The sequence below is a fragment of the Saccharospirillum sp. genome, assembly GCF_039982735.1.
Taxonomy (GTDB): domain Bacteria; phylum Pseudomonadota; class Gammaproteobacteria; order Pseudomonadales; family Natronospirillaceae; genus Saccharospirillum.
In genome coordinates, this window is the sequence record NZ_JBDWXV010000007.1 from 111,135 (window position 1) to 134,942 (window position 23,808).

33 protein-coding genes are annotated in these 23,808 nt (G+C 50.5%); 11 read left to right on the plus strand and 22 right to left on the minus strand.

Annotated features, from left to right (window positions below):
* Nucleotides 1–135: 135 nt before the first annotated feature.
* The 3 genes from ABJT94_RS04470 to ABJT94_RS04480 form a co-directional block, all read right to left on the minus strand.
* Entirely contained in the window at nucleotides 136–885 is a 750-nt protein-coding gene (locus tag ABJT94_RS04470; protein WP_348474495.1) for a fructosamine kinase family protein, read from the minus strand.
* Between the two features lie 94 nt (nucleotides 886–979).
* Nucleotides 980–1,294: a hypothetical protein gene (locus ABJT94_RS04475; protein ID WP_348474462.1), complete on the minus strand. Its 315-nt coding sequence runs from the start codon at nucleotides 1,292–1,294 to the stop codon at nucleotides 980–982.
* 2 nt (nucleotides 1,295–1,296) lie between these two features.
* Nucleotides 1,297–1,671: a PH domain-containing protein gene (locus tag ABJT94_RS04480; RefSeq protein WP_348474463.1), complete on the minus strand. Its 375-nt coding sequence runs from the start codon at nucleotides 1,669–1,671 to the stop codon at nucleotides 1,297–1,299.
* 480 nt (nucleotides 1,672–2,151) lie between these two features.
* Between ABJT94_RS04480 and ABJT94_RS04485 the strand changes: the two genes are divergently transcribed.
* From ABJT94_RS04485 to ABJT94_RS04510, 6 genes are all read left to right on the plus strand, one after another.
* On the plus strand, nucleotides 2,152–2,526 hold the full coding sequence (locus tag ABJT94_RS04485; RefSeq protein ID WP_348474464.1) for a hypothetical protein: 375 nt from the start codon (nucleotides 2,152–2,154) through the stop codon (nucleotides 2,524–2,526).
* 11 nt (nucleotides 2,527–2,537) lie between these two features.
* The gene (locus ABJT94_RS04490; RefSeq protein ID WP_348474465.1) at nucleotides 2,538–3,248 is read left to right on the plus strand and encodes a hypothetical protein; all 711 of its coding nucleotides are present in this window, start codon (nucleotides 2,538–2,540) and stop codon (nucleotides 3,246–3,248) included.
* A gap of 52 nt (nucleotides 3,249–3,300) precedes the next feature.
* On the plus strand, nucleotides 3,301–4,902 hold the full coding sequence (locus ABJT94_RS04495) for a WG repeat-containing protein (RefSeq protein ID WP_348474466.1): 1,602 nt from the start codon (nucleotides 3,301–3,303) through the stop codon (nucleotides 4,900–4,902).
* A 296-nt stretch (nucleotides 4,903–5,198) separates the two neighbouring features.
* A complete protein-coding gene (locus ABJT94_RS04500; protein ID WP_348474467.1) occupies nucleotides 5,199–5,630 on the plus strand; it encodes a hypothetical protein in 432 nt (143 codons plus the stop codon).
* A gap of 202 nt (nucleotides 5,631–5,832) precedes the next feature.
* On the plus strand, nucleotides 5,833–6,408 hold the full coding sequence (locus ABJT94_RS04505) for a TetR/AcrR family transcriptional regulator (protein WP_348474468.1): 576 nt from the start codon (nucleotides 5,833–5,835) through the stop codon (nucleotides 6,406–6,408).
* 21 nt (nucleotides 6,409–6,429) lie between these two features.
* Entirely contained in the window at nucleotides 6,430–7,410 is a 981-nt protein-coding gene (locus tag ABJT94_RS04510; protein ID WP_348474469.1) for an NAD-dependent epimerase/dehydratase family protein, read from the plus strand.
* A 251-nt stretch (nucleotides 7,411–7,661) separates the two neighbouring features.
* On the opposite strand, the gene ABJT94_RS04515 is transcribed toward ABJT94_RS04510, so the two are convergent.
* A complete protein-coding gene (locus tag ABJT94_RS04515; RefSeq protein WP_348474470.1) occupies nucleotides 7,662–8,036 on the minus strand; it encodes a VOC family protein in 375 nt (124 codons plus the stop codon).
* A 292-nt stretch (nucleotides 8,037–8,328) separates the two neighbouring features.
* On the opposite strand from ABJT94_RS04515, the gene ABJT94_RS04520 reads away from it, so the two are divergent.
* The 4 genes from ABJT94_RS04520 (at nucleotide 8,329) to ABJT94_RS04535 (ending at nucleotide 10,370) form a co-directional block, all read left to right on the plus strand.
* Nucleotides 8,329–9,171, plus strand: a complete 843-nt coding sequence (locus ABJT94_RS04520; RefSeq protein WP_348474471.1) for a GIY-YIG nuclease family protein — start codon at nucleotides 8,329–8,331, stop codon at nucleotides 9,169–9,171.
* 66 nt (nucleotides 9,172–9,237) lie between these two features.
* Nucleotides 9,238–9,537: a hypothetical protein gene (locus tag ABJT94_RS04525; protein ID WP_348474472.1), complete on the plus strand. Its 300-nt coding sequence runs from the start codon at nucleotides 9,238–9,240 to the stop codon at nucleotides 9,535–9,537.
* A 104-nt stretch (nucleotides 9,538–9,641) separates the two neighbouring features.
* Nucleotides 9,642–10,205: a CBS domain-containing protein gene (locus tag ABJT94_RS04530; RefSeq protein WP_348474473.1), complete on the plus strand. Its 564-nt coding sequence runs from the start codon at nucleotides 9,642–9,644 to the stop codon at nucleotides 10,203–10,205.
* A 27-nt stretch (nucleotides 10,206–10,232) separates the two neighbouring features.
* The gene (locus tag ABJT94_RS04535) at nucleotides 10,233–10,370 is read left to right on the plus strand and encodes a hypothetical protein (RefSeq protein ID WP_164743994.1); all 138 of its coding nucleotides are present in this window, start codon (nucleotides 10,233–10,235) and stop codon (nucleotides 10,368–10,370) included.
* 65 nt (nucleotides 10,371–10,435) lie between these two features.
* Here the strand turns inward: ABJT94_RS04535 and ABJT94_RS04540 are convergent, their stop codons facing one another.
* From ABJT94_RS04540 to ABJT94_RS04555, 4 genes are all read right to left on the minus strand, one after another.
* Entirely contained in the window at nucleotides 10,436–10,939 is a 504-nt protein-coding gene (locus ABJT94_RS04540; protein WP_348474474.1) for a hypothetical protein, read from the minus strand.
* Between the two features lie 151 nt (nucleotides 10,940–11,090).
* Entirely contained in the window at nucleotides 11,091–11,663 is a 573-nt protein-coding gene (locus ABJT94_RS04545) for a class I SAM-dependent methyltransferase (RefSeq protein WP_348474475.1), read from the minus strand.
* A gap of 112 nt (nucleotides 11,664–11,775) precedes the next feature.
* Nucleotides 11,776–12,822, minus strand: a complete 1,047-nt coding sequence (locus ABJT94_RS04550) for a mechanosensitive ion channel domain-containing protein (RefSeq protein ID WP_348474476.1) — start codon at nucleotides 12,820–12,822, stop codon at nucleotides 11,776–11,778.
* Between the two features lie 216 nt (nucleotides 12,823–13,038).
* Entirely contained in the window at nucleotides 13,039–13,449 is a 411-nt protein-coding gene (locus tag ABJT94_RS04555) for a VOC family protein (RefSeq protein WP_348474477.1), read from the minus strand.
* Between the two features lie 470 nt (nucleotides 13,450–13,919).
* On the opposite strand from ABJT94_RS04555, the gene ppk2 reads away from it, so the two are divergent.
* Nucleotides 13,920–15,050 carry a polyphosphate kinase 2 gene (gene ppk2 / locus ABJT94_RS04560; protein ID WP_348474478.1) on the plus strand — a complete coding sequence of 377 codons (1,131 nt, stop codon included), beginning with the start codon at nucleotides 13,920–13,922 and terminating at the stop codon, nucleotides 15,048–15,050.
* 294 nt (nucleotides 15,051–15,344) lie between these two features.
* On the opposite strand, the gene ABJT94_RS04565 is transcribed toward ppk2, so the two are convergent.
* From ABJT94_RS04565 to ABJT94_RS04630, 14 genes are all read right to left on the minus strand, one after another.
* The gene (locus ABJT94_RS04565; RefSeq protein WP_348474479.1) at nucleotides 15,345–15,875 is read right to left on the minus strand and encodes a hypothetical protein; all 531 of its coding nucleotides are present in this window, start codon (nucleotides 15,873–15,875) and stop codon (nucleotides 15,345–15,347) included.
* A 57-nt stretch (nucleotides 15,876–15,932) separates the two neighbouring features.
* A complete protein-coding gene (locus ABJT94_RS04570) occupies nucleotides 15,933–16,805 on the minus strand; it encodes an IS3 family transposase (RefSeq protein WP_348474480.1) in 873 nt (290 codons plus the stop codon).
* Complete coding sequence (locus ABJT94_RS04575) at nucleotides 16,799–17,116, minus strand: transposase (RefSeq protein WP_348474481.1); 318 nt, start codon at nucleotides 17,114–17,116, stop codon at nucleotides 16,799–16,801. Before ABJT94_RS04575 ends, ABJT94_RS04570 begins: the two co-directional genes overlap by 7 nt.
* 103 nt (nucleotides 17,117–17,219) lie before the next feature.
* Nucleotides 17,220–17,723 carry a hypothetical protein gene (locus ABJT94_RS04580; protein ID WP_348474482.1) on the minus strand — a complete coding sequence of 168 codons (504 nt, stop codon included), beginning with the start codon at nucleotides 17,721–17,723 and terminating at the stop codon, nucleotides 17,220–17,222.
* A gap of 465 nt (nucleotides 17,724–18,188) precedes the next feature.
* Nucleotides 18,189–18,509, minus strand: coding sequence for a hypothetical protein (locus ABJT94_RS04585; protein WP_348474483.1), 321 nt, complete (start codon nucleotides 18,507–18,509; stop codon nucleotides 18,189–18,191).
* A 175-nt stretch (nucleotides 18,510–18,684) separates the two neighbouring features.
* Nucleotides 18,685–19,272, minus strand: coding sequence for a hypothetical protein (locus ABJT94_RS04590; RefSeq protein WP_348474484.1), 588 nt, complete (start codon nucleotides 19,270–19,272; stop codon nucleotides 18,685–18,687).
* A 102-nt stretch (nucleotides 19,273–19,374) separates the two neighbouring features.
* Nucleotides 19,375–19,740 (minus strand): cupin domain-containing protein, encoded by a 366-nt coding sequence (locus ABJT94_RS04595; protein WP_348474485.1) that lies wholly within the window; start codon nucleotides 19,738–19,740, stop codon nucleotides 19,375–19,377.
* A 137-nt stretch (nucleotides 19,741–19,877) separates the two neighbouring features.
* Nucleotides 19,878–20,174 carry a hypothetical protein gene (locus tag ABJT94_RS04600; RefSeq protein WP_348474486.1) on the minus strand — a complete coding sequence of 99 codons (297 nt, stop codon included), beginning with the start codon at nucleotides 20,172–20,174 and terminating at the stop codon, nucleotides 19,878–19,880.
* Nucleotides 20,175–20,291: 117 nt separating this feature from the next.
* On the minus strand, nucleotides 20,292–20,927 hold the full coding sequence (locus tag ABJT94_RS04605) for a LysE family translocator (protein ID WP_348474487.1): 636 nt from the start codon (nucleotides 20,925–20,927) through the stop codon (nucleotides 20,292–20,294).
* Nucleotides 20,928–21,067: 140 nt separating this feature from the next.
* Nucleotides 21,068–21,394, minus strand: coding sequence for an elongation factor Tu (locus ABJT94_RS04610; protein WP_348474488.1), 327 nt, complete (start codon nucleotides 21,392–21,394; stop codon nucleotides 21,068–21,070).
* A 96-nt stretch (nucleotides 21,395–21,490) separates the two neighbouring features.
* On the minus strand, nucleotides 21,491–21,934 hold the full coding sequence (locus ABJT94_RS04615; protein WP_348474489.1) for a toll/interleukin-1 receptor domain-containing protein: 444 nt from the start codon (nucleotides 21,932–21,934) through the stop codon (nucleotides 21,491–21,493).
* 96 nt (nucleotides 21,935–22,030) lie between these two features.
* Nucleotides 22,031–22,543 (minus strand): hypothetical protein, encoded by a 513-nt coding sequence (locus ABJT94_RS04620; protein WP_348474490.1) that lies wholly within the window; start codon nucleotides 22,541–22,543, stop codon nucleotides 22,031–22,033.
* 464 nt (nucleotides 22,544–23,007) lie between these two features.
* A complete protein-coding gene (locus ABJT94_RS04625; protein ID WP_348474491.1) occupies nucleotides 23,008–23,598 on the minus strand; it encodes a hypothetical protein in 591 nt (196 codons plus the stop codon).
* Between the two features lie 105 nt (nucleotides 23,599–23,703).
* Nucleotides 23,704–23,808 (minus strand): IS3 family transposase (locus ABJT94_RS04630; protein WP_348423979.1); only part of this gene is annotated, 105 nt, incomplete at its 5' end.

The following is a 23,808-nucleotide window of genomic DNA, read 5'->3' on the forward strand; positions in this document are numbered from 1 at the left end:
TTCGAACCGGCCTGTACTATTCAGGCATTGAGCTCACCAGGCAGTAACCGAAGCATAACCAGGCCGGAAGCGGCGACCGGAAGCGATAGTCGGGCGCCGCTGTTCTAATGCCCAGGCGTAAACGGAACACCCGGGCTAGAGGTTCTCGATGCTATTAAACGCCTTCTGGCAGGATGCCAAATACGCACTACCAAACAGATTGTAATGGTTCAGAAAGTGATAAAGGTTGTAGATCTCTCGCTTGCGACCATAGTGAGTGCTAAGCGGCCGCACCGCCTCATAGGCTTGATAGAAAGGCTTTCCAAAGCCACCGAACATCTCAGTCATGGCCAGGTCCGCTTCCGGGTCACCGTAATAGACAGCCGGGTCAATCAGCCAGCTCGACGCTCGATCAAACATCACGTTGCCGGACCATAGGTCGCCATGAAGCAAAGCGGGTGCACCCGTATGCTCATTTAACCACGCGGCCAGAATGTTGCCCTTTAGGTGAAGTACCTCACTGAATTGATCCCTTAGCCGAGCATCACTGATCATCCCTACCTGATAGCCAAGCCTGTATTCCAGAAAGAAATCACCCCAGTTGTCACTTTCGCCATTCTTCTGGGGGTTCAAACCTATATAATTATCACGGTGAAAACCGACGTGGCTTTGCGGCAGTCGATGAATAAGGGCAAGCCCTTTCCCCAGTGCCCGAAAAAGAGTGTCAGAGGGAGGTGATGCATCAACTTCAGTCATCTGAAGCTGACCTTCACTGACCGAAAATACCTCGGGTACCTTTAACTCATTGACCCCGGCCAATGTGACTGCTTCCCGCAGAAGCTCCAGGCCTCCGGCCTCACAATACAACGCATTTGCGAATCTGGTGTCGTTTCTCTTGGTATGCATAGTCGCAAGGGTAGCCGCCAACGTCTGCACGCGTCAAAGCCGTCAAAAACCATGGGCTGATGCCGCCCAGTCTGGGCGTATCACGAGTCCTGCGTCAGAACACCCAAGAGATCAGCAACCAGAGGACAACGAAAAAGGCAAAAAACCCAATAAGTAAGAATTGTATTTCACCGAGTAGTCCATCACCGGCAGCAACCGCAAAAACGATGAGAACCAAGACAGTCAGGGTAAACGCAATGACCGCCGCATCTTTTATACCCACACCCGGTGCCAGGTAAACCTGATTGAACTCAGCCAGCATGGGTAATGCAAAGAAACCGCCAATAAAGAGCAGAGCCACGAGAACAATCAGTGCTATCGCAATCGTTCTGGCCTCCCTCTCGTCTTTCTTTCCAGTGTCATCGGCCATGGTTATTCAGCCAGGTGAGCTTTGATCATATCTCTCAGATCATGAGGTCGTGGTACCCCGGCTGCTTCAATTTCCGCATCGTCGCCCGCAGTAAACACGGAAATCTTGCCGACCCCGAATATCCGGTTGAGAAACGTCTGATAGACCTTCACAGTACGAATACTTCTAACATTCAATTCAGTGCGATCTTTACTTAACAATCCCTTCTCAAGAATAAGGTCGTTACCCGTGAACTCGAGGGTGGTGGACTTACACTTCAAATACCAAATGAGAAGAATCAGAATGCCTACTGCGAGTGGAATCAACAAGACCGCAAGAATGAACCCGAGCGGATTATTCTTGAACATGGCTGGATGTTCAGAGTATTTCGTTTCCAATTGTGATTCCTTTTGCGCTGATACCCCTGCGGGTAGAATGTCACGTCTGTTGTGATGCTGTATCGTTCATTCGCGTTGAACCAGGCACCGACCCAAGGGTACGTTAAAAACGCAGACGGAACCATTGCAAAATAGATCACAAGACCAGCAACGCTATACTCTAAGGCGGTACATAAGGGGCGGTGCTGGCGTCATATCACGCCCACAGCACCAGCGCCAACCACCGCTTTCACGCAGATAGCAGTGTACGCGACTGGGCTATGTGAACCAGGTGCCTCTGCTGCCTGTAGCCGCACAGTGAAAGACCGAAGGGGCGTCCTGGTTGCGAGAACACTCTCGGCCCCGGGTTCATCAAACCTGACATTACACCGGCCATAAGCCACTTTTAGTTGCCAATAGCAGCTATTTTTGCGTCATCCCCTGCATATTGATTGTAACTTTCTGTATATTCCCACTGTGTCAATACGCTTAAGGACAGCTATGAAAACCTACGGTTATATCGTACTAGGGATGTCGGTGCTTTCAATCGTCATGGCTATTGTTGATTCACCTGCCTGGTTAATCGGTGGCCTGTTCAGCATTCACCTGGCTTGGCAACTGTTAGCAAAGGAATACAGAAAAGCCCATTGCAACGCGGTCACCAAAGGCAAAGTACTGTCGATCAGAGCGAATGGCACCTTTCTCGGTGGCGAACACCAGCCGCTACACGATGCCAGCATCGCCTACCTGGATACCGTTAAAGAATTTAAAAATCTCCCGCCGAACTTCATCCACGATGTGGCCCCCGGAGAGATCATTGAAATCAAGTACAACGCAAGAAAGCCGGATGTCGCTTTCGTCAATTTCATTGAGTAAGGGAGCGCAGCATGTTGATTGTAGCCGGTTTTATGATGTCACTGGTCCTGGCGCTGGCGTTGTTATATTTCATGTTTATTCAAACCTCACCAGACGCCATACTGGACCTTGGTTTCATCAGCTACCTTTCAAGCAATGCCGGTACCGCCTTGGGTGGTCTGATTGGCATGATGGCACTTACCTTCTTTGTCATTTTACCCATGCTCGCAAAAATCCCCGGTACCGTCAGGGAAACGCTCAACCAACGACGGTTTCGCCGCCCGCCAGAAAGAACGACCGGCAAGGTTGTGAACTCAACACAAGGAGTCGATTACACGTCGGTAGAGCTAACTTACTCGGGCCACCGCCAGGTATTTCGAATTGACAACCGGGTACTGACAGCCCCGCTTGAGCCGGGAACCGAACTGATCGTGTTTTACGACCCTGTCAACAAGAGCAACGCTTACATCGACGTATTGGGCTCTCTTGATCAACAGCACACTCACATAACCCAGTCAGACACCCTATTCAAACTGTTGGAGATAACACCCCGGTTTGACGTATCGCCTCAATCATTCGAGTTAGTGGGTGAACTGTACGGTGGCTCGTTCGACGCTCAAAAGGCCAGTTTGGTGTGCCAGTTCAACCGGGAAGAGCTCGGCCATTTTACACCAGGCACACTGCTCCCCTGTATTGTGAGCGGTTCCAAGGACAACTACACCATTTCAATGGTCACGAGCTGATCACCACCCGGTGTAACGCCATTCACTCAAGTACAGACCCGATATAGAGCTTATGAAAAAAATACTGGTATTCACGCTACTCTTTCTGACTTTGGGTGCCATCTCCCACTTCGCGAGAGACATCGACCCGCAATCGGTTAACGACCTTTTGAAACGCTACAAGATCATTGCCAGCAAACCTGATGTCTACTACAGCTACGACCAAATAAGCCGTACCTACCCCTGGGGCCTGGTCGCCAAAGCAGATGATGCCTATTTCTTAACCGACCTGGATGGGAACAAACTGAATGAACGGGGGTTCAGGCGTATTCACAGCTTTGATGAGTACGGGTTGGCGAAAGTAGAAAACAGCGACCGCATGGTGGGCCTCATCAATACCCGTGGCGAATTGATCGCCGATACGCTTTACAACGATATTGAAGAGTTTGGCGCAGATCAGTTAGCCATCGTCGAACGGCAGGTTCCTTACACCCGCACCCCGTCTGGGAGCGAAAGCCAGCAGATTCACTACAAACACCGGGAGGGCCTCATCGACACGACCGGCAAGCTGGTGATAGAGCCGGAATATTTCAACCTGACATACCTTGATGAGCAAGCGCTATACCTCATCGATTACTACTACTATGGAGAAAAACTGGGGTCGAGAAGAAGCCTGTATTCAGCTACCAAAGGGTGGCTGGAGAATGCAACCTATGACTCTATAGGCCCGTTCAAAGAGGGCGTTGCTATTGTGACGAAAGACGGTAGAGACGGTCTTATCAATGCCAATGCGGATATTGTGATCCCACCGATATACGACACCATTTTCGAAGCTTCTGAAGGCTTAATGAGAGTCGACAATGCCGAAGGGCAATCGGCTTTCTTTAACCGGGATGGCGTCTCCGTCATTCCCTTCAGAGACTACCGAATTCCAACACACTTCAAGTACGGCGTATCGGTTGTGCTGTCGCCTGAAAGCAACCAAATGCGTCGTCAGTCTGCGCTGATGGACCGCGAAGGGACCCTTCTAACCGACTATGTCTTCGGAACTGTTGAACCGTTCACCTACTACGAGGACGTCGATAACGTACTTGCTGTTGCAGGCCCGCACAACAGCCGCTTTAAAGGCTTGATCAATACCTATGGAGACTACATTGTCGATCCAAAATACAGTGACATCGAGTACGACAGACGAGGGTATTTCAGAACTAAGACGTACGTCTTCTCAGAAGATCGGTCGACGCAAACGAAATCTTTTTTCTATTTTACCGACCTGGAAGGCCGGGAATTTGTTGAGCTTGGCCACCAAAACCCAACAGGTCCGAAACCGGATGGCCTGGGTAGGCTGGGCATACTGGACAACGAACGCAACATCATTGTTGACCCCATCTATGATGACGTAAGACCCGATTTCGACAACACCATAAAGGTACAACAAGGTCAGCGTTGGGGGGTGATTGACCGGCGCAACGAGACGCTCTTACCCATTGACTATCAGGCCGTTGAGATCATTACGCCCTCCATTGTCTTTGTGAGCCAAGGCGGGCGTTGGGGCGTTTATGACTTGAGCGCCAGCCGTCTGATTCTGCCGATGGAGTATGACGAACTGGAATACGTTTCGTTAACGCAGATTAAAGGCAGGAAAAACGATCAGTGGCGTGACCTCGATATTTAGAGACATTCAGGCATCACCTGTTCGATAACAACACGTCATTTCCATCAGACGACTTGGGCTGGTATTCAACCGCCGGCATCACAGGCTGCGCCGTAACGTAAGGCATTAGGTGTTGCTCCAGCCTACAGGCGCGGCGGTGGCTTTCATGTCGCACAGACCACTCTAGATCGTCTTGCTAGCGGGACGGTCAGTTTCAAAAGGCGCAGTTCCCGTGATAGTTCCGGGTTGATCTGCGTCAACACGCCCGGCCTTTAGGGAATCAATACTGTCGGCACCCTTACTTGGAGGCTGCCGACATGCCCGCAACAACTCAGCACTTGACCACAAAACCCACCTGGCTCAACCGCCTCATCGGTCGCTTCTACCGTGCCAACATGAGCCGGACCGTTACTCAGATGAGAATTGAGGCTAACACTCACTATCAGGCACTTATCAACGATCTCGATACCCCCCTGGATGAGACTTTCGAGTCGCTGGTGGCGGAATCGTTCAAACGACCCGAGTGGGTTGGCTTTCGCCCGTCTCATGTGCTGTTCCCCCGAATGAAAGAAAAACTGGGAGGCCACAAAGCCGCCTTTTCAGACAATGAACTTAGGGTGATGGGAAAGCAGTGCGACCAGTGTCACAACACCAGCCAGTGCTGGCTTGCGTTAAGAGCCAATGCCAATACGGCTGACTGCGAGCGTATTTGCCCCAATTCAGAGGCGTTGATAGCAAAAGCGTCATAAACACCGATACTTCCGCTTAGTGTGCCCTGTCCAATGCGTGTTTTGGACCGTTATACCCATTGCTGAGCGTCTCGACAGTACCGCATCAACCAGCGACCGAAGACTCCCACCCAAAACCGACGTATCAGCAATCATCCTCTTTACAGAGATACCTCGCTCCTATTAATATCCATCCAGTTGGTTATTAATAGGAGCGTACTTGATGGCACGGACACGCAGTATCGACCAGGAGACCATTCTGGATGCCGCCGAAGCGGTAGTCGCCCGGGATGGCGCCACCCGCCTCACTCTAGACGCAGTAGCCACGCAGGCTGGTGTCAGTAAAGCCTCGGTGATCTACGACTACAAAACCAAGCAGGCATTGATTGCCGCCGTCGTGCGTCGTGCGACCCTGCGTGACAATGCGTTTAATCAAAGCCGCATAGACGCATTGGGAGCCGCAGATAGTCCAACCATTCGTGGGCGCATTGACGCCGCCAGCCAGCCCTTTCCTGAGGAGTTCAGCGCCGTCGCGTTGCAACTGTGCGCCGCTTTGGCCCAAGACCAGACCTTGCGCGGCATCATTCAAGCCAACCAACAACAGACGCTGACCTCCGTTCTCGACACCGCCAGTAACCCTCGCGGCGCTCGCCTGGCGTATTTGGCACTGGAAGGCCTAAAGCTGCTGGAATCGCTCGATTACCTGCACTGGCCGGAAGACGACCGGCGCGCCATTCTCGACGACATTGCCTGGCTTGTTGACACCCAGCCAGGCAAGCCGCCGCTAAATCGCTCATAACCATTGCTCGAGGATCGAACATTGACGACAACGCACTATTTCTTAACGGGTGGCAGTGGTTACATCGGCCGCAATCTGATTCGGTTTCTCACCGAACAAGGTCACAGCGTCGTTGCTCTGGCGCGCAGCAACGACTCGGCGGCGCGTGTCGAAGCGTTGGGTGCCCGAGCTTTTCGGGCGGATCTGCTCGACACTGATTTGGCCGATGGTATGGTCGGCTGCCAGGTGGTTATCCATGCCGCCGCTGATACAGATCACGACAATCGGTCGGTTTCGCAGTATCGAACCAATGTAGAGGGCACGTTCAATGTTTTGAACAGTGCGCGCCAGGCGGGTATTAAAAAAGCGCTCTACCTCAGCACTGAATCCGTGCTGTTAAATGGCAGTCCGTTGCGGCAAGTGGCTGAAGACCACCCGCTTCCAAAACTCGCCATAGGCGAGTACAGCCGCAGCAAAGCGGCCGCAGAACAGGTTGCCCGGGACTGTGCCGACGATGAGTTTCACGTCGTGATAGTACGACCAAGGTTTGTATGGGGACGCGATGATACGACAGCGCTACCGCACCTGGTCGACGCCGCAAAATCGGGGCAGTTGGCCTGGATTAACGGCGGCATGTACTTAACCTCGACCACGCATATTCTCAACCTCTGTACCGGCATTAGCCTGGCGCTCGAGCACGGCAAAAACGGTGACATCTACTTCATTACCGACGATGAACCCATTGAGTTTCGGCAGTTTGCCACGTCACTGCTCGCCACCCAGGGCGTTTCCGCACCGGATAAGTCCGTACCCTTGTGGCTGCTGAAAACACTGGCCTGGAGCGGCGATGTGGCTAACCGGATCAGTGGTGGCGCTCTGCGTGGCCCGGTAACACGTCAATCCCTGGCTACCTCTGCCGTCGAAGTCACTCTCGATATCACCAAGGCAAAAGAAAAACTGGGCTATCAACCCATCATCAGCCGGGCCGCTGGCTTGGCCGAACTGGAGCGCAATGGCTGGTGACGGTGCGTGTTGAGATGACCGAACAGCATCAATTGGTTGCCCGCCAAGCCCTATCCCGCGCCTGATTCACGGGCACGTCAAACCCATCACCCTGACGGGCGGCAACAAACCGTGCGGGGTCTATCGTGGCGTCAGCCAGGGCAGCGGCCCTCTCACCAACCACCATACGTTAAAGGTACAGGGTGCATTCGGGCATTGATCAGTCTGCTCCCTTCATACCGACTGGTTAAGCACGCTCTCGCATCCTCAGATCACACATGTTGGTCAATCAGTATCGGATTCCCGTCCGGGTCTTCCAGTGTTATGTGCGCTGGCCCCGTTGTGGACTCATCCGCCTCTTCAATCAGCACGATACCCTTAGCTTTCAATGCACGCTGAATATCACGCACATCCGGTGCGCCCTCGACGGCCTCGGCGTTGCTGTTCCATTTTGGGTTGAACGTCAGAATGTTCTTGTCAAACATCCCCTGGAACAGACCCACCAGACACTCACCGCTTTTCATGATCAGATAGTTGTGTTCGATGTCGCCACCAAATTGAGTAAAACCCAGCTCTTCGTAGAAATCACGCGAAGCGTGAATGTCTTTTACCGTCAGGCTAATTGAGAAAGCACCCATATTCATCATCAATACTCCTTGTTCAGTTGGTCCGTTGAACGGTTTCTGTCGGCTCCGTGAGCACCAGTGGCCGGGTGCACCACTGGGACAACTACCCCACTCTCATTGCGCTGACCACCCACCCAGGTATGTGATAAACACCAACCAGGCTGGCAGGCCTTAATCTGCTGAACCTACAGCTGGCGATGGTCTATCCCGCTCGCTGTCTAGTGATTGTGACCAAATTGCCAGTATAGTGCGTACCCTCATTAAATCACTCTGAATACGGACACTCGCATTGCTGGACCTGTCTGACCTAAATTTGCCTTCTAGTTCAGGCGTATATCGCTTTTACAACAGGCAGGGCTCTCTACTCTATGTCGGCAAGAGCATCCACATTGCTCAGCGGGTGCAAAGCCACTATCGGGGTCGCCATACAGATGCCAAGGAAGCCCGGCTAGTCAGTCAGACAGCGCATATTGACTGGACACTGACGGCCGGAGAAATCGGCGCGTTGTTGTTGGAAAACCAACAGATCAAGACACTGCTGCCGCTCTACAACCGGCGCCAGCGAAAAACTCGCCAGCTCTGGACGCTCAGCCCAACCATCGAACCCGGCAGCGAGCGAGTTCAGCTCGTCGCTCGGGCAGTGAGTACCGAACAGGCCCACAACAAACTCTATGGGCTGTTTAGCAGCAAAGCGTCCGCGAGCAAACACTTGAGAACGCTGATCCAGCAGTTCACCCTGTGTGAGCGTGTTTTGGGTCTCGAACGGGGCAATGGACGATGTTTTGGTCACCAACTAGGACGCTGCCGGGGGGCTTGCTGTGGAGAAGAACCACTGGCACAACACAACCAGCGGCTCTACCGAGCGTTGGCGAGCCGTCAACTAAAGGCCTGGGGGTGGCCTGGCCCCATCGTCCTTGAGGAGCCCGATCTAAAGCAGCCATCCCGCTCCGACTGGCACCTGGTTTGGAATTGGGCGTACCTTGGAACCGCGCCCGACATTCCTGAGCTGGCACACCTTGAACATCAGAGCCGCCCAGACTCGTTCGACCGGGATGCTTACTTCATTCTGCAAAAAGCACTGAACACACCGGGCCTGACAACCTACCTGTGGCAAAACCAACAGCTTGCGCCATTGCCAGCGACTGCGCTGCGGTAAAGTCACCCACTGGCATTGTATTACGTGAAATCAAGCCTATATTAGTACGCGTTCAGGGTTAAGGTTATGCATGTGAAACGGTTCCTGCCACTTACAGTCTTTGCCATTGCGCTGCTTCTAGGCGGCCTGGGGAATTCGCTTGCCAACACCGAGTTGGGCTCCCTGGCACAGCTGTGCAATGCGTCAGACACTGTCCAGGAGCTTGTTGCCGCCGATTCGGATGCACCCGACGACGGCTTTCGCTCTGAATACCTGATCGAGGAAATTGACCCACCTTTGCTTGGGGTGGCTTCCTCTAACGTCCCCCTCCGTGGCTTCCACCACAGTGACCCCTACCGCATACGGGCACCTCCCTTCCGATCGTAATGACCTGTACAAGGCCCGGGCACATTGTCCAGGCCAACGTTAACGCGCAGCTCACACAGCGTTGAGCCGCACAAGGTATTACTATCGAATTGAAGGAATGGTCAATGAGATCCCTTGCACTGTATAACACCGAGTCCATCGACAGATTGGTGTGGCCGGAAGAACAGAGTTCTATCACCGGAAGAACACCCGCACTCAGTATCCTGACAGATTTCCGTCAGCATCAGCCACACGTGATTGATGCCGGAGTCAAAGCGCTGGAGCTGGAGAATTTAATGAAACGTTCTCACGTAAAAATGAAGCTGGTGCTCGACAAAGACCAGAGGTTCATCGGCATCGTGAGCCTTTACGACCTGTCGGAAGAGAATATTCTTAAAAAAGTCAGCAAGCACACGGCCCGTGATGAGCTGTTAGCGACTGATTTCATGCACCGGAGAGCGTCCCTAAAGTGTTTTGACTATCATGAACTCGCTCGGGCAACCATTGAAGATGTGCTGGAAACTCAAAAGCACAATCACCAGCAGCACTGCCTGGTAATAGACAGACTGACCCATGAGATTCGAGGGTTGATATCGGCTAGAGACGTTGCCAGGCTCATCAATCGATCGGTTGATATCGAAAGGCATATCTCGTTCGAAACCCTGTTCGAAGAGCTCGCCGCCAGGTAAAGCAGTGCACCACTGGGTTGGCCATCCATGATTTTCAGCTCCGCTGGCGAAGACGATCAGGTGGTCAACCCGAATTCACGTCGGCTCCCTTTGCAATACCAGACGTCGGCAGGTGAGCTGATTGTCACCAAAGCCGACTTTGCCTCACTTTCCCGGCCCGCCTAACTGCGATAGGCCAATTTTTGGGCTAAGCCTGCGCACCTGGCGCGTTCGGCAATCTCCGGTGCGACTTAAAACCCTTTCTTTACGATGTTCCGAATCCGTGCCTTTACGGACGGCGCTTCATCACGCATCGCCATGTCGAAATATTGCCGGGTTTCGTGCAGATATTCCGAATGCTGTCTGCTGAGTTCATAAAACCCATTGTAAGACCAAGCTCTCACAAATTTATTGTGATCAGTAAGCGTGAGTCTCAAAAAATCATATACAGAAGCCTTCTGTGCATCATTGATAGACAAAAAGGGAAGGCATTGCAGCACATGTAACTTGGCCTCCCAGTGGCTCAATTGATGGAGTGACGCATATACCGTTGATATCTGATCTGGATTCAACGCATGCCCGGCTTCAAGCCAGGCCTTCAACAACCATGTGGCTCCCTTCTCACACGCGTCGGTAAACGCCAGAACAATGAGAGTGTCAGCAAAGTGGTTGTCTGCACTGTGTGCGTCATAGATCGCCCTGATGTCGGCAGCTGACTTGCCATCCCAGGATTCGACCTTGTGTTCGATGCCCATAAGCCCCCCAGTAAAGGTGCTAACGTCAAACAAGTATGAACTTACTCTGAGTGAGTTACCGGCCAACCAACTCAACAGATATCTGTCTGCGTTTTACGGGTCGATCATCGGGCTGTTTAACCAAGAAACGCGAGGCAGAAGCGTTCATTTGCTATGCTTTTGACCTTAACGTCGCAATCACGAATAAGGAGTCATCTTTTTCAAACTCCTGGTAACTCAACGTTGTTACCACTTCAAAATTTTCCGAAATAATGCCCAAAAGGACTTCTTTACGGTAATAGGTAAATAGCAAGCCCTCCATAACCTGATCTTCTTCGCCCATCCAGAACGAATGTGCAATCATTCCATCAGACGATAATAGACTTGCTTGTGCGGATAGCGATGATGAAAGTTCATCCTTGGTTAAATGATGCAGTACCTTGTTTGAATAAATACAGTCAAATTTTTCATTGATACCAATATTTCTTGCATCTATTTTAATAAAATTAATATCAGGGTATTTTTCTTTGCAGCGCCCTAAAAACTCATCAGAGAAATCTGAGCCCGTAACTTGATAGTGCTTTTTTAAGAATGGAATATCGAAACCCGGACCAGTACCGAGTTCAAGAACGGACTGTCCTTCCTTGAGGGTCTTTATTAACAGTTCGTAGATGTTACTACCATCGTAGTCTTTACACATCTCGATGTACTTATCTACAGTCTCTTTGTCTTCATAGAAACTCATAAAAGTCCTCCTCTGCGCACAGCCTAACGCTAGCCATCACGGTCATCTAATACTGGGCCAAACGGAGGTTTTGGCACCGCTGCCCGGCCTGGTTATTCAGCCCGGGCCAACTCTACTCGACGAGGCGCGCACGCAGGCGAGGCAATTGGTCGGGATGGTGCTCCTGAATAAAGGTTACCAGGCCTTCGCGAATCGCACACCTCAGATCCCAGTTCCGACTGGAATCCGAGGCACTCATCAAGAAGCGAACTTGCATGGCCTGATCGTTGGAATCGGTTACTTGTACCGTCGCAACCTGGCCATCCCAGCGATCTGACTGTGCAAGCAACCGGGAAAACTCCTGGCGAAGAGGTTCAACGGGCATGGTGTAATCTACCCAAATAAAGACCGTACCCAACAGGTCTGCATTGTTACGAGACCAGTTCTGAAACGAGTTTTCAATAAACCATTGAAGCGGGATCACGAGGCGTCGTAAATCCCAGACACGAAGCACCACATAGGTCGCTGTGACTTCCTCTACCCAACACCATTCACCCTGAACGTACAGAACATCATCGATCCGAAAGGGCTGGGTCAGAGCGATTTGCATACCCGCCAACAAATTACTCAACACCGGCCGCGCGGCAAAGCCCAGCACCAACCCCCCAACACCCGCAGATGCCAGTAGACTCGCGCCCATGTGTTGTACCGACTCAAACGTCATCAGTGCCGCACCCGCGCCAATGATCACGATCAGGATATTCAACCCCCGAACCAAAAAGCGGGTTTGCGTCTCCACTTTCCGTGCCCGCTTCCACTGTCCTTCGAGCACGGGGTTTAGCGCAACAATGACCTCACCAATCGCCGAGGTCAGTCTGACCGCAGCCCACGTCAGGGCGAGAATTAACGACAAGGTGGTCAGTTGCTGCAACGAGCTCAGCAGTGGTAGATCCGGTGGCAAGGTATTCAGAGAGATCGAAAGGGCCAACAGACACACCACGGCACCTATTGCACGAGTCGATGGGTCGAGAAATAACCGCAGCACCGAACCCGGTTCCGACAGCTTACGGACCAGTCCCAGCGCTATGCGGTACACACCGTAGATGAATAGGACCGCCAGTACCGTCGACCCGCCCGGCCACAGCCAAGCGCTCACCCCTTCGTCTATTACCTCCAGCATGATTCCCCCAGCATTATCGCTTAGTGCCCAGCGCGCCGTTAGCGTAGTCGGTTCAGCGACGGTCGCTCATGGTCGCCGTGATGCCGATACCTCTCGGACAGTCCCCTCTCAGCATTAAACACCGCAATGTAAAAGGCAACCGCGGCGTCACGGTGAGTTGCACTTTAGGATTACCGGTTTCGACTAAGCCCAACGGCTGGCGGCATGCGGCGATGGCTAACCACCACCCGGAATCGCGGCAGGGTCCATCCAGAATGCTTCCCAGATATGGCCATCGAGATCCGCAAAGCTTCGGCTGTACATGAAGCCCAGATCCTGAGTTGGATTGATGTCTTCGGTCCCACCATGTTTCGCCGCATCGGTGTTCATGGCATCAACGGCCTCACGGTCATCGCAGGTAATTGCCAGCATCACTTCGCTCGCGTTAGCAGGCGGTATAGGCCGCTGGGTAAACGTTCGCCACTTCGCGTGAGTGAGCAGCATCACGTAGATGGCCTCACTCCACACCATGCACGCCGCTGTATCGTCTGAAAAATCAGGGTTGTTTGTAAAACCCAGCGCGGCATAGAACGCCATCGCCCGGTTAAGGTCAGCGACCGGGAGATTCACAAAAATCATCTTGGACATCGGGTGCACCCTCAGAGTTAAGAGCGTCGGCTCCGGCGCCTAGCATTGAAGAGGTCTGCGCTGCCAACCCACCTAGAATAGTGTCTGATCCGCTGATACGCGAGTCGCTGAACTGAGTAATTCTTTAACAATATCGGCTAAAAACAAGGCCGAGAAACGCCAAGTTCCGTAACGCGCGTTACCAAGAAAGCGCCCACCACACCATTTGCCACACTAATCGGTATCTATTCTTTAATAGCTTACTATTATGGATGTTGCCATTGCCCCGAAATCAAAGCAGTTCCAAACCCCACCAAGCTCGGTATCCACATTAACCCAATGACGACCAGACCAGCCCTGCGATCATTAACCTGGGCTTCGCCCCAACAGCCATTCTGTGTGGATGAATCCATAGGAAAGACTAAACTGGAAGGCCTGTACCGGATCACCGCTGCTGAATCCTCATTGAATCGTTGCTCAAGGACTCCTCAATGTTAAAGCGATCACCGATAGCCAACGAACACCAGAACAGAAAGAGCCTTGAAAATCGCAGATCGATTGAAACAGGTGATACGGCGAAAGACCTGGCTCCCGCTGCTATAGCGGAATATAAGGCCAGAGAGAGCACCCAAGGGGCTCAAGCAGCTCTGGAAGTCGTACTGAAGGAGATATCCGCCAAAGGGAATCACCAGGTTGACCTAGGTGAGATCGAGGCCGTTTCTAACCAGCTCAGCGCCATACTCACCGGTGCTTCGCCCGGTGATGTTGCCCTATTGAGACGCACTCTGCTGCGCGAGGAATTCGAACGAACAGATCACCTTGGTACCGATTCCGACGACGAGCTACTGCCCGATGGGCATGAAAGCTCATACCCGTATCGCAACCGACTGCGCCGCAAATCTTACGAAAAACAAAAATACAACCTGCAAGTCGAGCTACTTAAGTTGCAGCACTGGGTTAAGGAAACCGGGTCTCGCGTCGTTATTCTGTTTGAAGGGCGCGACGCCGCTGGCAAGGGCGGCACCATCAAACGCTTCATGGAACACCTGAATCCACGAGGGGCCAGGGTGATCGCCCTGGAAAAACCAACCACCGCCGAACAAGGCCAATGGTATTTCCAGCGTTATGTGAACCATCTCCCCACATCGGGAGAGATCGTGCTGTTCGACCGCTCTTGGTATAACCGCGCTGGTGTGGAGCGCGTTATGGGGTTTTGTGGCGAGGAGGATTACCACGAATTCATGCATCAGACACCAGTATTCGAGAGAAACCTGGTTCGCTCCGGCATTCACCTGATCAAATTCTGGTTCTCGGTAACCCAAGAGGAACAGCGCCGCCGTTTTATTGAACGCGAGTCACACCCACTCAAACAGTGGAAACTCAGCCCGATAGACCGAGCCTCGCTCGACATGTGGGATGAGTACACAAATGCCAAAGTAGCCATGTTCTCTCAAACAGACACTGCTGAAGCCCCCTGGATTGTGATCAAATCCGACTGTAAAAAGCGGGCTCGACTTAACGCCATGCGCTATGTGTTGAAACAGTTCGACTATCCGAACAAAGACACTCATAGAATGGGCTCCATCGACCCACTTATTGTAAACCGAGCCGCCAACCGGTGAGTGATAGGCTACGACGGCGCGATTAAGAGGGCTTTGGTCTATAGCCCGCTTCCGTGACACCCACCTTAACATCGTTAATGAAATGGATTTGAAACCAGTTTTTTGATAGTTGCCTAATGTGGACATCACTATAAGCGTTCTATCGGGTCATACGGATCTTGAAGCCGAGAAATTTCGGACTCTACGAATTTCTGTGCGTCTTCTCAATTAAACTTGGACAGTGATATTCCCCACCAACACCGGCCGAGCGTAGCGAGGTCCAGCGCACGAAGTGCGCGATGGTGCTTGGCTTTGTTAGGCGCGTATAACACTGTAGACCTCAAAAATACGATAAGGACCAGGCTCACAGTCCTTTAGCTCACCCGAATTAATTAATTTAATAGCCTCTTCATATGTGTCGAAGAGGCAGTGCCTATTGGTTTTTATGGTCTCAGACAAATGATTGCATGACAGTGGTGAGCATTCACACGATGTGTTTGAATAAAGTGAAACGATATCAAAACCTTCAAGCTTTGACTCTCTTGGTGGCTGCACTTTTGTTCTAAAAGACTCTTCTGGTTCGTGGTCTTCCCACGCCTGCTTATCTTCATCCCACTGCTGTTCTGACACTTTGTAAAAGAAAAGCTTCATTTTTGTTAGATCGATACCCTTTTCTTTTGCTATCGATTCCATTGTGTCAGGCGAATCGAACAACCAGTATCCGTTGTGCTTCCACTCATTAATCCAATCGTCAAAGTCTTCAGACACACAGCCACTAACAGAATAAATGTCTTCAACACTTTCGGTTTTTAGCCATTCTGGCTTTTCACGAACGTCTTTGTACATGTATCCAACTGGAATCATTCTATTCGCTGATCTTCCCCACCAAAAGTGGACACTGATTTAAGCGCACATTTGCGCATATTCATTCTCATAGGTCATTGGGCTCTTGTAACCCAACGAGCTATGCCTCCGGTGGCTATTGTAGAATAGTTCAATGTATTCAAAAACGCAGGAGTAGGCCTCCTTCTTGTTACTGACGTCTTCTGCGTATAGAGCTTCAACTTTAAATCGAGCAAAGAATGACTCCATGGCGGCATTGTCCCAGCAGTTTCCTTTCCGACTCATACTGGGACGTATCCCTTCATTCAGCAAGAGCCCCTGGTATTCGCCTGAGCGGTACTGAACCCCTCGGTCTGAGTGCAGTATCAACCCAGGTTCGACCTTGCGTGACGCTACGGCCATGGTGAAGGCGTCCATGATAAGTTGATTGGTCATCGTGGTATCCAGAGACCAGCCGATGATTTTCCGAGCGAACAGGTCCATGATCACCGCCAGATACACAAAGCCCTTTTCGACTTTGATGTAGGTAATGTCCGAAACCCACTTCTCATTAGGCTTGCTGGCAGAGAAATTACGCCTGAGCAGGTTGTCGCTGACATGATTTCTGGCCAGTATGCCCGGGAAATACTTGTATCCCTTTCCGTTTCTCGCTTTAAGTCCTTGTTTCTCCATCAGTTTCGCGACGGTGTTCTCGCTGATGGAAAAGCCGCTTTCGTTGAGCTCTACCGTCATTCTCGGTGAACCGTAACGAGCTTTAAAGCGCTTGAACAGCGCAGCTAGCATACGCTCCGCTTCCAGGCCTCTTAGCTCCCGAGCACTGGGTGATCGAGACCGCCACTTATAATAGCCAGAACGATCAACACCCACCCATCGGCACATCTTCTGGACCGAATGTTGTCCGCGAAGAGACTTGATGAAAGCGTACTTCACCACTTGTCTTTGCTGAAGTACGCTGTCGCCTTTTTTAGGAATTCGTTCTCTTCTTTCAAGTCAGCCACTTGTCGTTTTAGTTTTCGGACTTCTTCGCTCTCTTGCATAGAGTAATCCACCCCTTGGACGCTATTGAATTGCTTGTCTGACAGCCGCTTATACTGCCTGCGCCAGTTGTATATCTGGCCGGGGTGAATACCGAGCTCTTTCGCTACCTCGGCGGCACTGGTATTGGGATCGTCGGAGCGCCGTACGGCCTCTCGCCGGAAATCCTCAGTGTAGTGGTTGTACTTGTTCTTCGTTTTCTTGGTCATAATGACACCCTCCGTTAAGTGGGGATTAGGTGTCTACTTTTCTTGGGGAACTTGGTGCCTTAACGCCGCCATAATTTGCCGTCTGAAACGCAGCGTAAGGCGGTCAAATTGATGGCTTTGTTAGAAGGAAGGTATCGATCGTTGATGCCACCACCTGAAAAGCAAAGCCCATGAATAAAATAATTGTGCCTAGTATCTTAACCCGCTTTTCCGGCGAATAATTTTTGTAAGACAAGGGCTCCAAAACCGGACTAGCATAAATATACAATGTAGGTACCAAGGAGATCAGAATGAAGGCGTAGATGCCACCATCCATTAATTCTTTACCGCTGCTAGTAAATGTACCTACCGAAAATGCGGCAGGAAAGAGCAAAGTAAAAGCAATTACTGCAAGTGAAGCATGATGAGCTAAGGCAGCTTGTACTGGTCGGTCAGTTAGTATGACATAAGAGAGGAAAACAACAGCGATCAAGTCATAACAAAGGCCGATTAAGTTTAGAAGCTTGTGAAATTCAAAACCTTGAGTACTACCTGCAAGCCATCCAAGCCCGCAACTTATCAGAGCAGCTATAGACCAATACAAATTTACCCTTGCCCCGTCTTTCATGGATTCCTCAGTTTTGACTGCTAACGTAGAGCACAGCGGCGAGCGGAGGCGAATCCAGGCCCGTTGGGCCGTTGCTGCTGCGACTTGTTATTGGTTAGCCTAGTGACCCTACTAAGAAGACATAGATAAACCAACAATAAAGATGATAGATCCCTGATACTAATACCTTTGATAGCAACCCATTCACTTTCCAAATCAAGATAATACTTGCTAAAAGCATACCGATGCTAGCAATTAACAATGTCGTCTTGTCAACTATATTACCCGTTGCTGTTATCCAATTCACAGCAGCTACTGGTGCAGTATAGAACCAGGATGCGAAGGGATTTCCAGCCAAAAACATAAGGATGCTAGGCGTAAGCAATACTATTAACCATTGCACAGTATTCTTGAGCATCTACTACCAATAACGCTTGCAGCAGTTGCGCGTTTTTTGCGTCGACTGCCTGTACTTGTTAAGTGAACTCATAGTTGTGGCTCCCATTCATGTTCAATTGAATACTCAAGAGGAACAAAAGTAGCGCGTCCACTTATTCGGTAGTTACCATCTTCATCGTCGTTCTTCGCATATACATAGTAAGCGCTCATAGGCATTTCAAATACCCTTGAACAGCTATTAGAAAGCTCATTTACAATAGCTATTTGCCCCGATATCTCACCCTTATAGGATTTAATTATCGTAAACTTCGCAAGCTGTTCTCTATCCTTGGTATTTACTAGTTCTGAATCCAAGCGACCCCAGAAAACGATATCACTCTCATCAAAGAGCTGTTCCGAGTTATTCATCGTTATGTCAAATGGATTGATCACGCATGCGCTAGCATTCATTTGGAGAAGTACAAAACATAATATCTTAAGCAATGATTTCATAATGACTTAACGCTAGCAAGCATGCGCGGCTTTGTAGTGGAGGCGAAGCCGCAACGAAAAAGACGTCGCCGTGCCTGGCCTTGTTAAAAAATCAGCGGCTACCATTGTAGGTTACCGGTTCCTTATTGAGGCCAATATCGGCTCTCATGGCATTGGTCAACCGTAACGCAGAATTCCTGACTGTTTCCCAATTAGTTTGTTCACCGTCATAAATCAGGGCTAGCAAAAGATCGATGAAAGCATCATTTGCATCCATTACAGGCAGTGGAGCAAGCATCGCGAGGTATCCGTAGATGCGCAGCCTGTCATTTTCAAATGCTTCTTTCTCTTCAGTCGACAGCTCGCCTCGCTCTCCAATAACTAAAAGCTCGATTTTTGCCAAAATGGGAACGATTGTGTCAAGTGCGGCACGATATATCGCGAGCTTATCGTTATGTTCGCGGAGATGCGTCTGTTTGAAGATCTCATAGTCACTTGAGATTTCCGTCAACTGCTTATCATTCTGAGCTTTTAATGAGGCCCTTAAAGCTTCTAAATCCTTTTCATGCTTGTGACGCTCGTTGTCCATCAGTCTGGTAGCCCAAACCTTTCCGAGCCAACTGGAGAGCCCAACAACAATTACTCCTGCGCCACCAAGCGATCCTAAAATTGCAGCCGAAATTCCGAGGTACTGCTCCATTACTTCCCACTGATTTTTAACGCCGCGAAGCACGCGCGGTTGCGGAATGGAGGCGAAGCCGCAATGCAGTAACCGTCGCCGTGACTTGCCTTGTTAACTGATTTAGATCCAAACGTCATTTCCTGCCGTTTGGCTACCAGCCTCGTCTCCAGTATTCACGACGCCACGTGGCTCGATAAGCAAAACTTTTGCTTCATTTTCCGCATAAGGCTTGTGTTCGATGCCCTTTGGAACCACGTACATCTCGCCTGCAGACAGCTCCACACAGCCATCTCTGAAGTCGATTCTGAGACTGCCCTCCAGGACTATAAACGTTTCATCCGTGTCTTTGTGGTCATGCCACACAAACTCGCCTTGGATTTTAACGACTTTAAACTGGTAGTCATTCATCTCGGCGATGACCTTCGGTGACCATTGCTCATCGAAGAGGCCGAGCTTGTTCTTGAAATTTACCGCCTGATAGCTCATGTGAACTCCTTTTCAGTAGCAGTTAACGCCCGGCTCACCGAGCAAATTTTTGATGGCGGCTTTTGTGCGTATCTTTGCACAAAAGGTGACAGCGGAAATTTGTCCGGTGCAGCCGCTGGTTATGGGTTTGATTGGCATCAACTCTCAATGCCAATTGACTCTTTTACTTCTAGGATTAATTTAGCAATGGTCAAGTCATGCCCCTTTGCTTCAGAAAGCCCCATGCTTTGGGTAGCGACGATTGTCATGTATTTCGCAATTTTATCGGGCGACCTATATTCCAATGCCATTCTAAAAACTCTCGGTAAATATGATTGGTATTCATCTCTAGCCCAGCCACCATCGGAGATTCCAATTGGGTCCCACTTATAAAAGAGAATTTCATCAATCCTTTTGTAGAGCTCTAATTGTTCTGGTGGCAACTTTTTACCCATGATGTCTACGACCCATAACGCCCGCCATCACCGGTGACAATACCGCAGCGAAGCGGAGAGTTTGGCATCCGGTGCATGGCCTGGTTATGTAGTTAAAGATCGGACTGCTCTCCTATATTACCTGGTACTGGCAGCAAGGCGTGCGCCCAAGGCGACGAACAGAGCCCCAAGGCCCCGGTCCATCCATAAGCCAACTCGCCGATTTTGCCTCAAGAATGCTCCTAACTTTGACCCCGCCAAAACCAAAGGTGGCTCTATGAAAGCCGCCACGACAATGATCAACGTTCCATGCAAGAACAACTGAGCACTCGCAGCACCAGCGCCTTCCACGACAAACTGCGGCAAGAAGGCAAGGAAGAATATGGCTACTTTCGGGTTAAGTGCAGATACAAGGACTCCTTGCCAATAGATCGAATGTATCCGTTGATTGCTACCGTCCTCGTTGGATATAAACGAGTCACCACGCGACATCAGCATTTTTATACCAAGCCAGACTAGATACGCAGCACCTACCCACTTAACAACAGAAAATGCTAAGGCGGAAGTCGCAAGGATTGCGGAAAGACCCACCGCTGCCATTACTACATGCAACCCTGCACCGGTCCATATGCCAATCATCGCAGCGAACCCATGTCGACGTCCGTTGCGCAAGGTCTGCCCTAAAATGAACGCGATATCTGGGCCGGGGGACAAGTTCAGAAGGGCCGCCGCAGCAAGAAATGTCATCCAGTGGACTATAGTGTACTCAAACATTGCGAACCCCCTTTGTTCTCATTCTTGGCAATCGCCGCGCAGTGACTACATAACGCTTTGCTAAACGGCGCGCGTTAGCGCGTCCAGTGGAGGCCGTTTTTTGGCCGGAACGATGTTTGAGCAACTTGTTATGTGGCTGACTACTTTTCACGATTTGCGGACTGCTCTAGTTCAATAATTTTAGTTATTACGCCTTTACCCACAGTACGAGCACCTTCTCTAATTAGGAATTTCATGCCCACATGAACTTTGCCGAGATGTTCTTGTGGGCTTAGAAAGCCTAGATAAGCTCGAACAGTTTCACCAGGGTTTGCAACTTCTACGTCAGGATAAACATGTGAAGCATCCCAATCATGCTCGTTATAATAAAATTGCGGCCTGTAACCAGTAAAGGCTGGCGTAGACCTACCGCCTTCTTCTGCAGTGAGAAAATATATTTCTGCTTCAATATCTTTAGGTGCTGGCATAACTCTTAAATCACATAACGCCTACGGTAACCGGCGCCGGAGCGCAGCGGAGGGGACCAAAAGCACCCCGCTTTTGGCGTCCGGTTGACCGCCTGGTTAGCTTTCGATTTGTTTAACTTGTTCAAATATGGATTCAGCTACTTCTAGGCTAGCAATATCAATGTTATCCCACGTTGAAATAGGCTTCCCATCTGTGGGCACCGCCTGTAATTCTCCATAGGGTGAGGCTGTCCAAGCACAAGGTCTAAGAATGACTGGTATTACAACTGCTTCGCCACTCGCATTCCTTTTCAACGCCTCTTGGCCCTCAATTTCGTAGCAATACCGAGACTCAATAAAGTGAGGGCTAAGAAAAAGCAAAATAATTTTCGCGTTTCGTAAACGATCGTCGATCGTACCTTTCCACTGATCTCCTGGAGGAATCATTCGATCGTGCCATTTCAGCAAATATCCTTCCCGCTCATAGACGATCATCTGCCTTCTTACTTCATCCATAAGCCTTTCATCTTCGTGTGCGTACGAGAAGAATATTTCGATCATGCCTAATTCCTACTGAAAGCTAACGCAGAGCGCACCGGTGGCCTTTACAGAGCGAAGCGGCGTAAAGGGCATCCGTATGACGCGAATTGTTATGCATTAGAGTAGCCCGAGAAGTGTGGTTGCCCCTGCGCCAACCAAGCTGGCCACAGTACCATTCTCGAGCAATGCTTTAAGTTTTGATTTTGCTTCCTTGTCGCCACTTTTAGCCACATGCTCGACAAGCTGCTTAATACTGACATTTGCGACCTGAACGTTCTGATCGCCGATTTGTACCATTTCGCCGGAAACAGAGCCGATGTTTATTGTCGAGGAAGCTCTGTTTGTTAGGTGTGGCTCTGCCGTTGTATTCTGAACGTTCAGAGTGAGCATATTGGGGTGATTGGTGCCAACGTTCAGGCTGCCGCCTTCGAGAAACTGAACATCAGTTACCTTGAAGTGTATCTCTCTTTTTCCCGCCTTTTGAACTATCACATCTCCAATTCCCACATCGGGTTCTTCTGAATATGGGATATTCATTTTCCCTTTTGAGGTATCCCTCTGCGCTTTGTACTCTACACCATCAATAACAACCGTTTCTGGATAGGCCAGCTTGTCAAAATCGAAATCCATGCAACCTCCTTATTGGGTATGCATAACGCTTGCAGCACGTGCGAGTGAAGCGAGTCGCTGTGCCTGTGATAGTTAAGAGCTAAACAGTGGCCGAATGCGAAAAAGCTTTTGACCAGTACAGCAACTCGTATTCCTTTCTTAGACCTTTGACAAAGAAAGGGTCGCCCTCTACCAACTGCTTAGCGCGAACCTCCGACTCTGTTTCGATAATCCACAGTGCACCAACTGGAGCATTAGAGGGAGACTCTCGAAGCGAACCCGCCACCAGGACCTCCTGTTCGTTCTCAGCTAAATAGTCGAGATATGATTGCATACACTCCGTGCGAACATCTAGCCGAGTCGGATCATCGAATGTGCGGACCATAAATCTCATTGTCAATTTGAACTCTTAACGTTTGCAGCATGCGCGCCTGCGAAATGGAGCCGAAGGCGCAATGTAGTGGGCGTCGCCGTGCCTGCCCTTGTTAGGCGGCACCTGCGATGTACTCCACGATGATGAATCCGGTTCCAAGCACAGCCAGTCCAAAAAGAACAGCCGATACCAATTTGACTACTCGGTAAGTCGCCTCACCGCGCTTTACTCGAGTCCACTCCTTTTTAAGCATTGACTGAGCTTCAGTGTTCACCTCTGCCAGCATGTAGCCCAAAGTCGTGGGCTCAACGAGCACCTTAGGATCCGACATCGCATTCTCGAGGACATTGATTCTTACAGATAATTCTTTGTGCTCTTCGGGGTTCAGTCGAAGCATGATTCGGTGATATGTCGCGTACAGTCGGCCGAGAGGATCGTGTAAAGGCTCCAGTGCCTCTTCGAGCGGCACCTCTTTACTCTCACGCTTTGCGAAAGCGACTTGGCTATGCACAGAAATGCTGTTCGCTGCGCTCAGAAAGTCTGCAATCTCTTCACGGAGTGCATCGATCCAACGCTGCCTGAATTCCGAAACTGCTTGCTCTTTGCTGATAATCAGATTCAGGAAAGCGATTGTTCCCGAAATCAGCGCAGCAGCGATGGTTCCTGCTGCTACAAATATTGTCGGTGGAATTTGTTCAAACATTTTTAGTTTTGCCTAACGCTGAGGTAACGGGCCGCTTTGGAGCAGAGCCGAAGGCGGCGCGGAAAAGCGGTGATCTTCCCCCGATAAAATGGACACCTCGTCATTTCAAGCGACCATTCGCTCATATTCCACTGGTGAGCAATACCCGATTCCGGAGTGTAACCTCACCGCATTGTAGAACTTGTTTATATACCGTCCCAAAGCGCGACG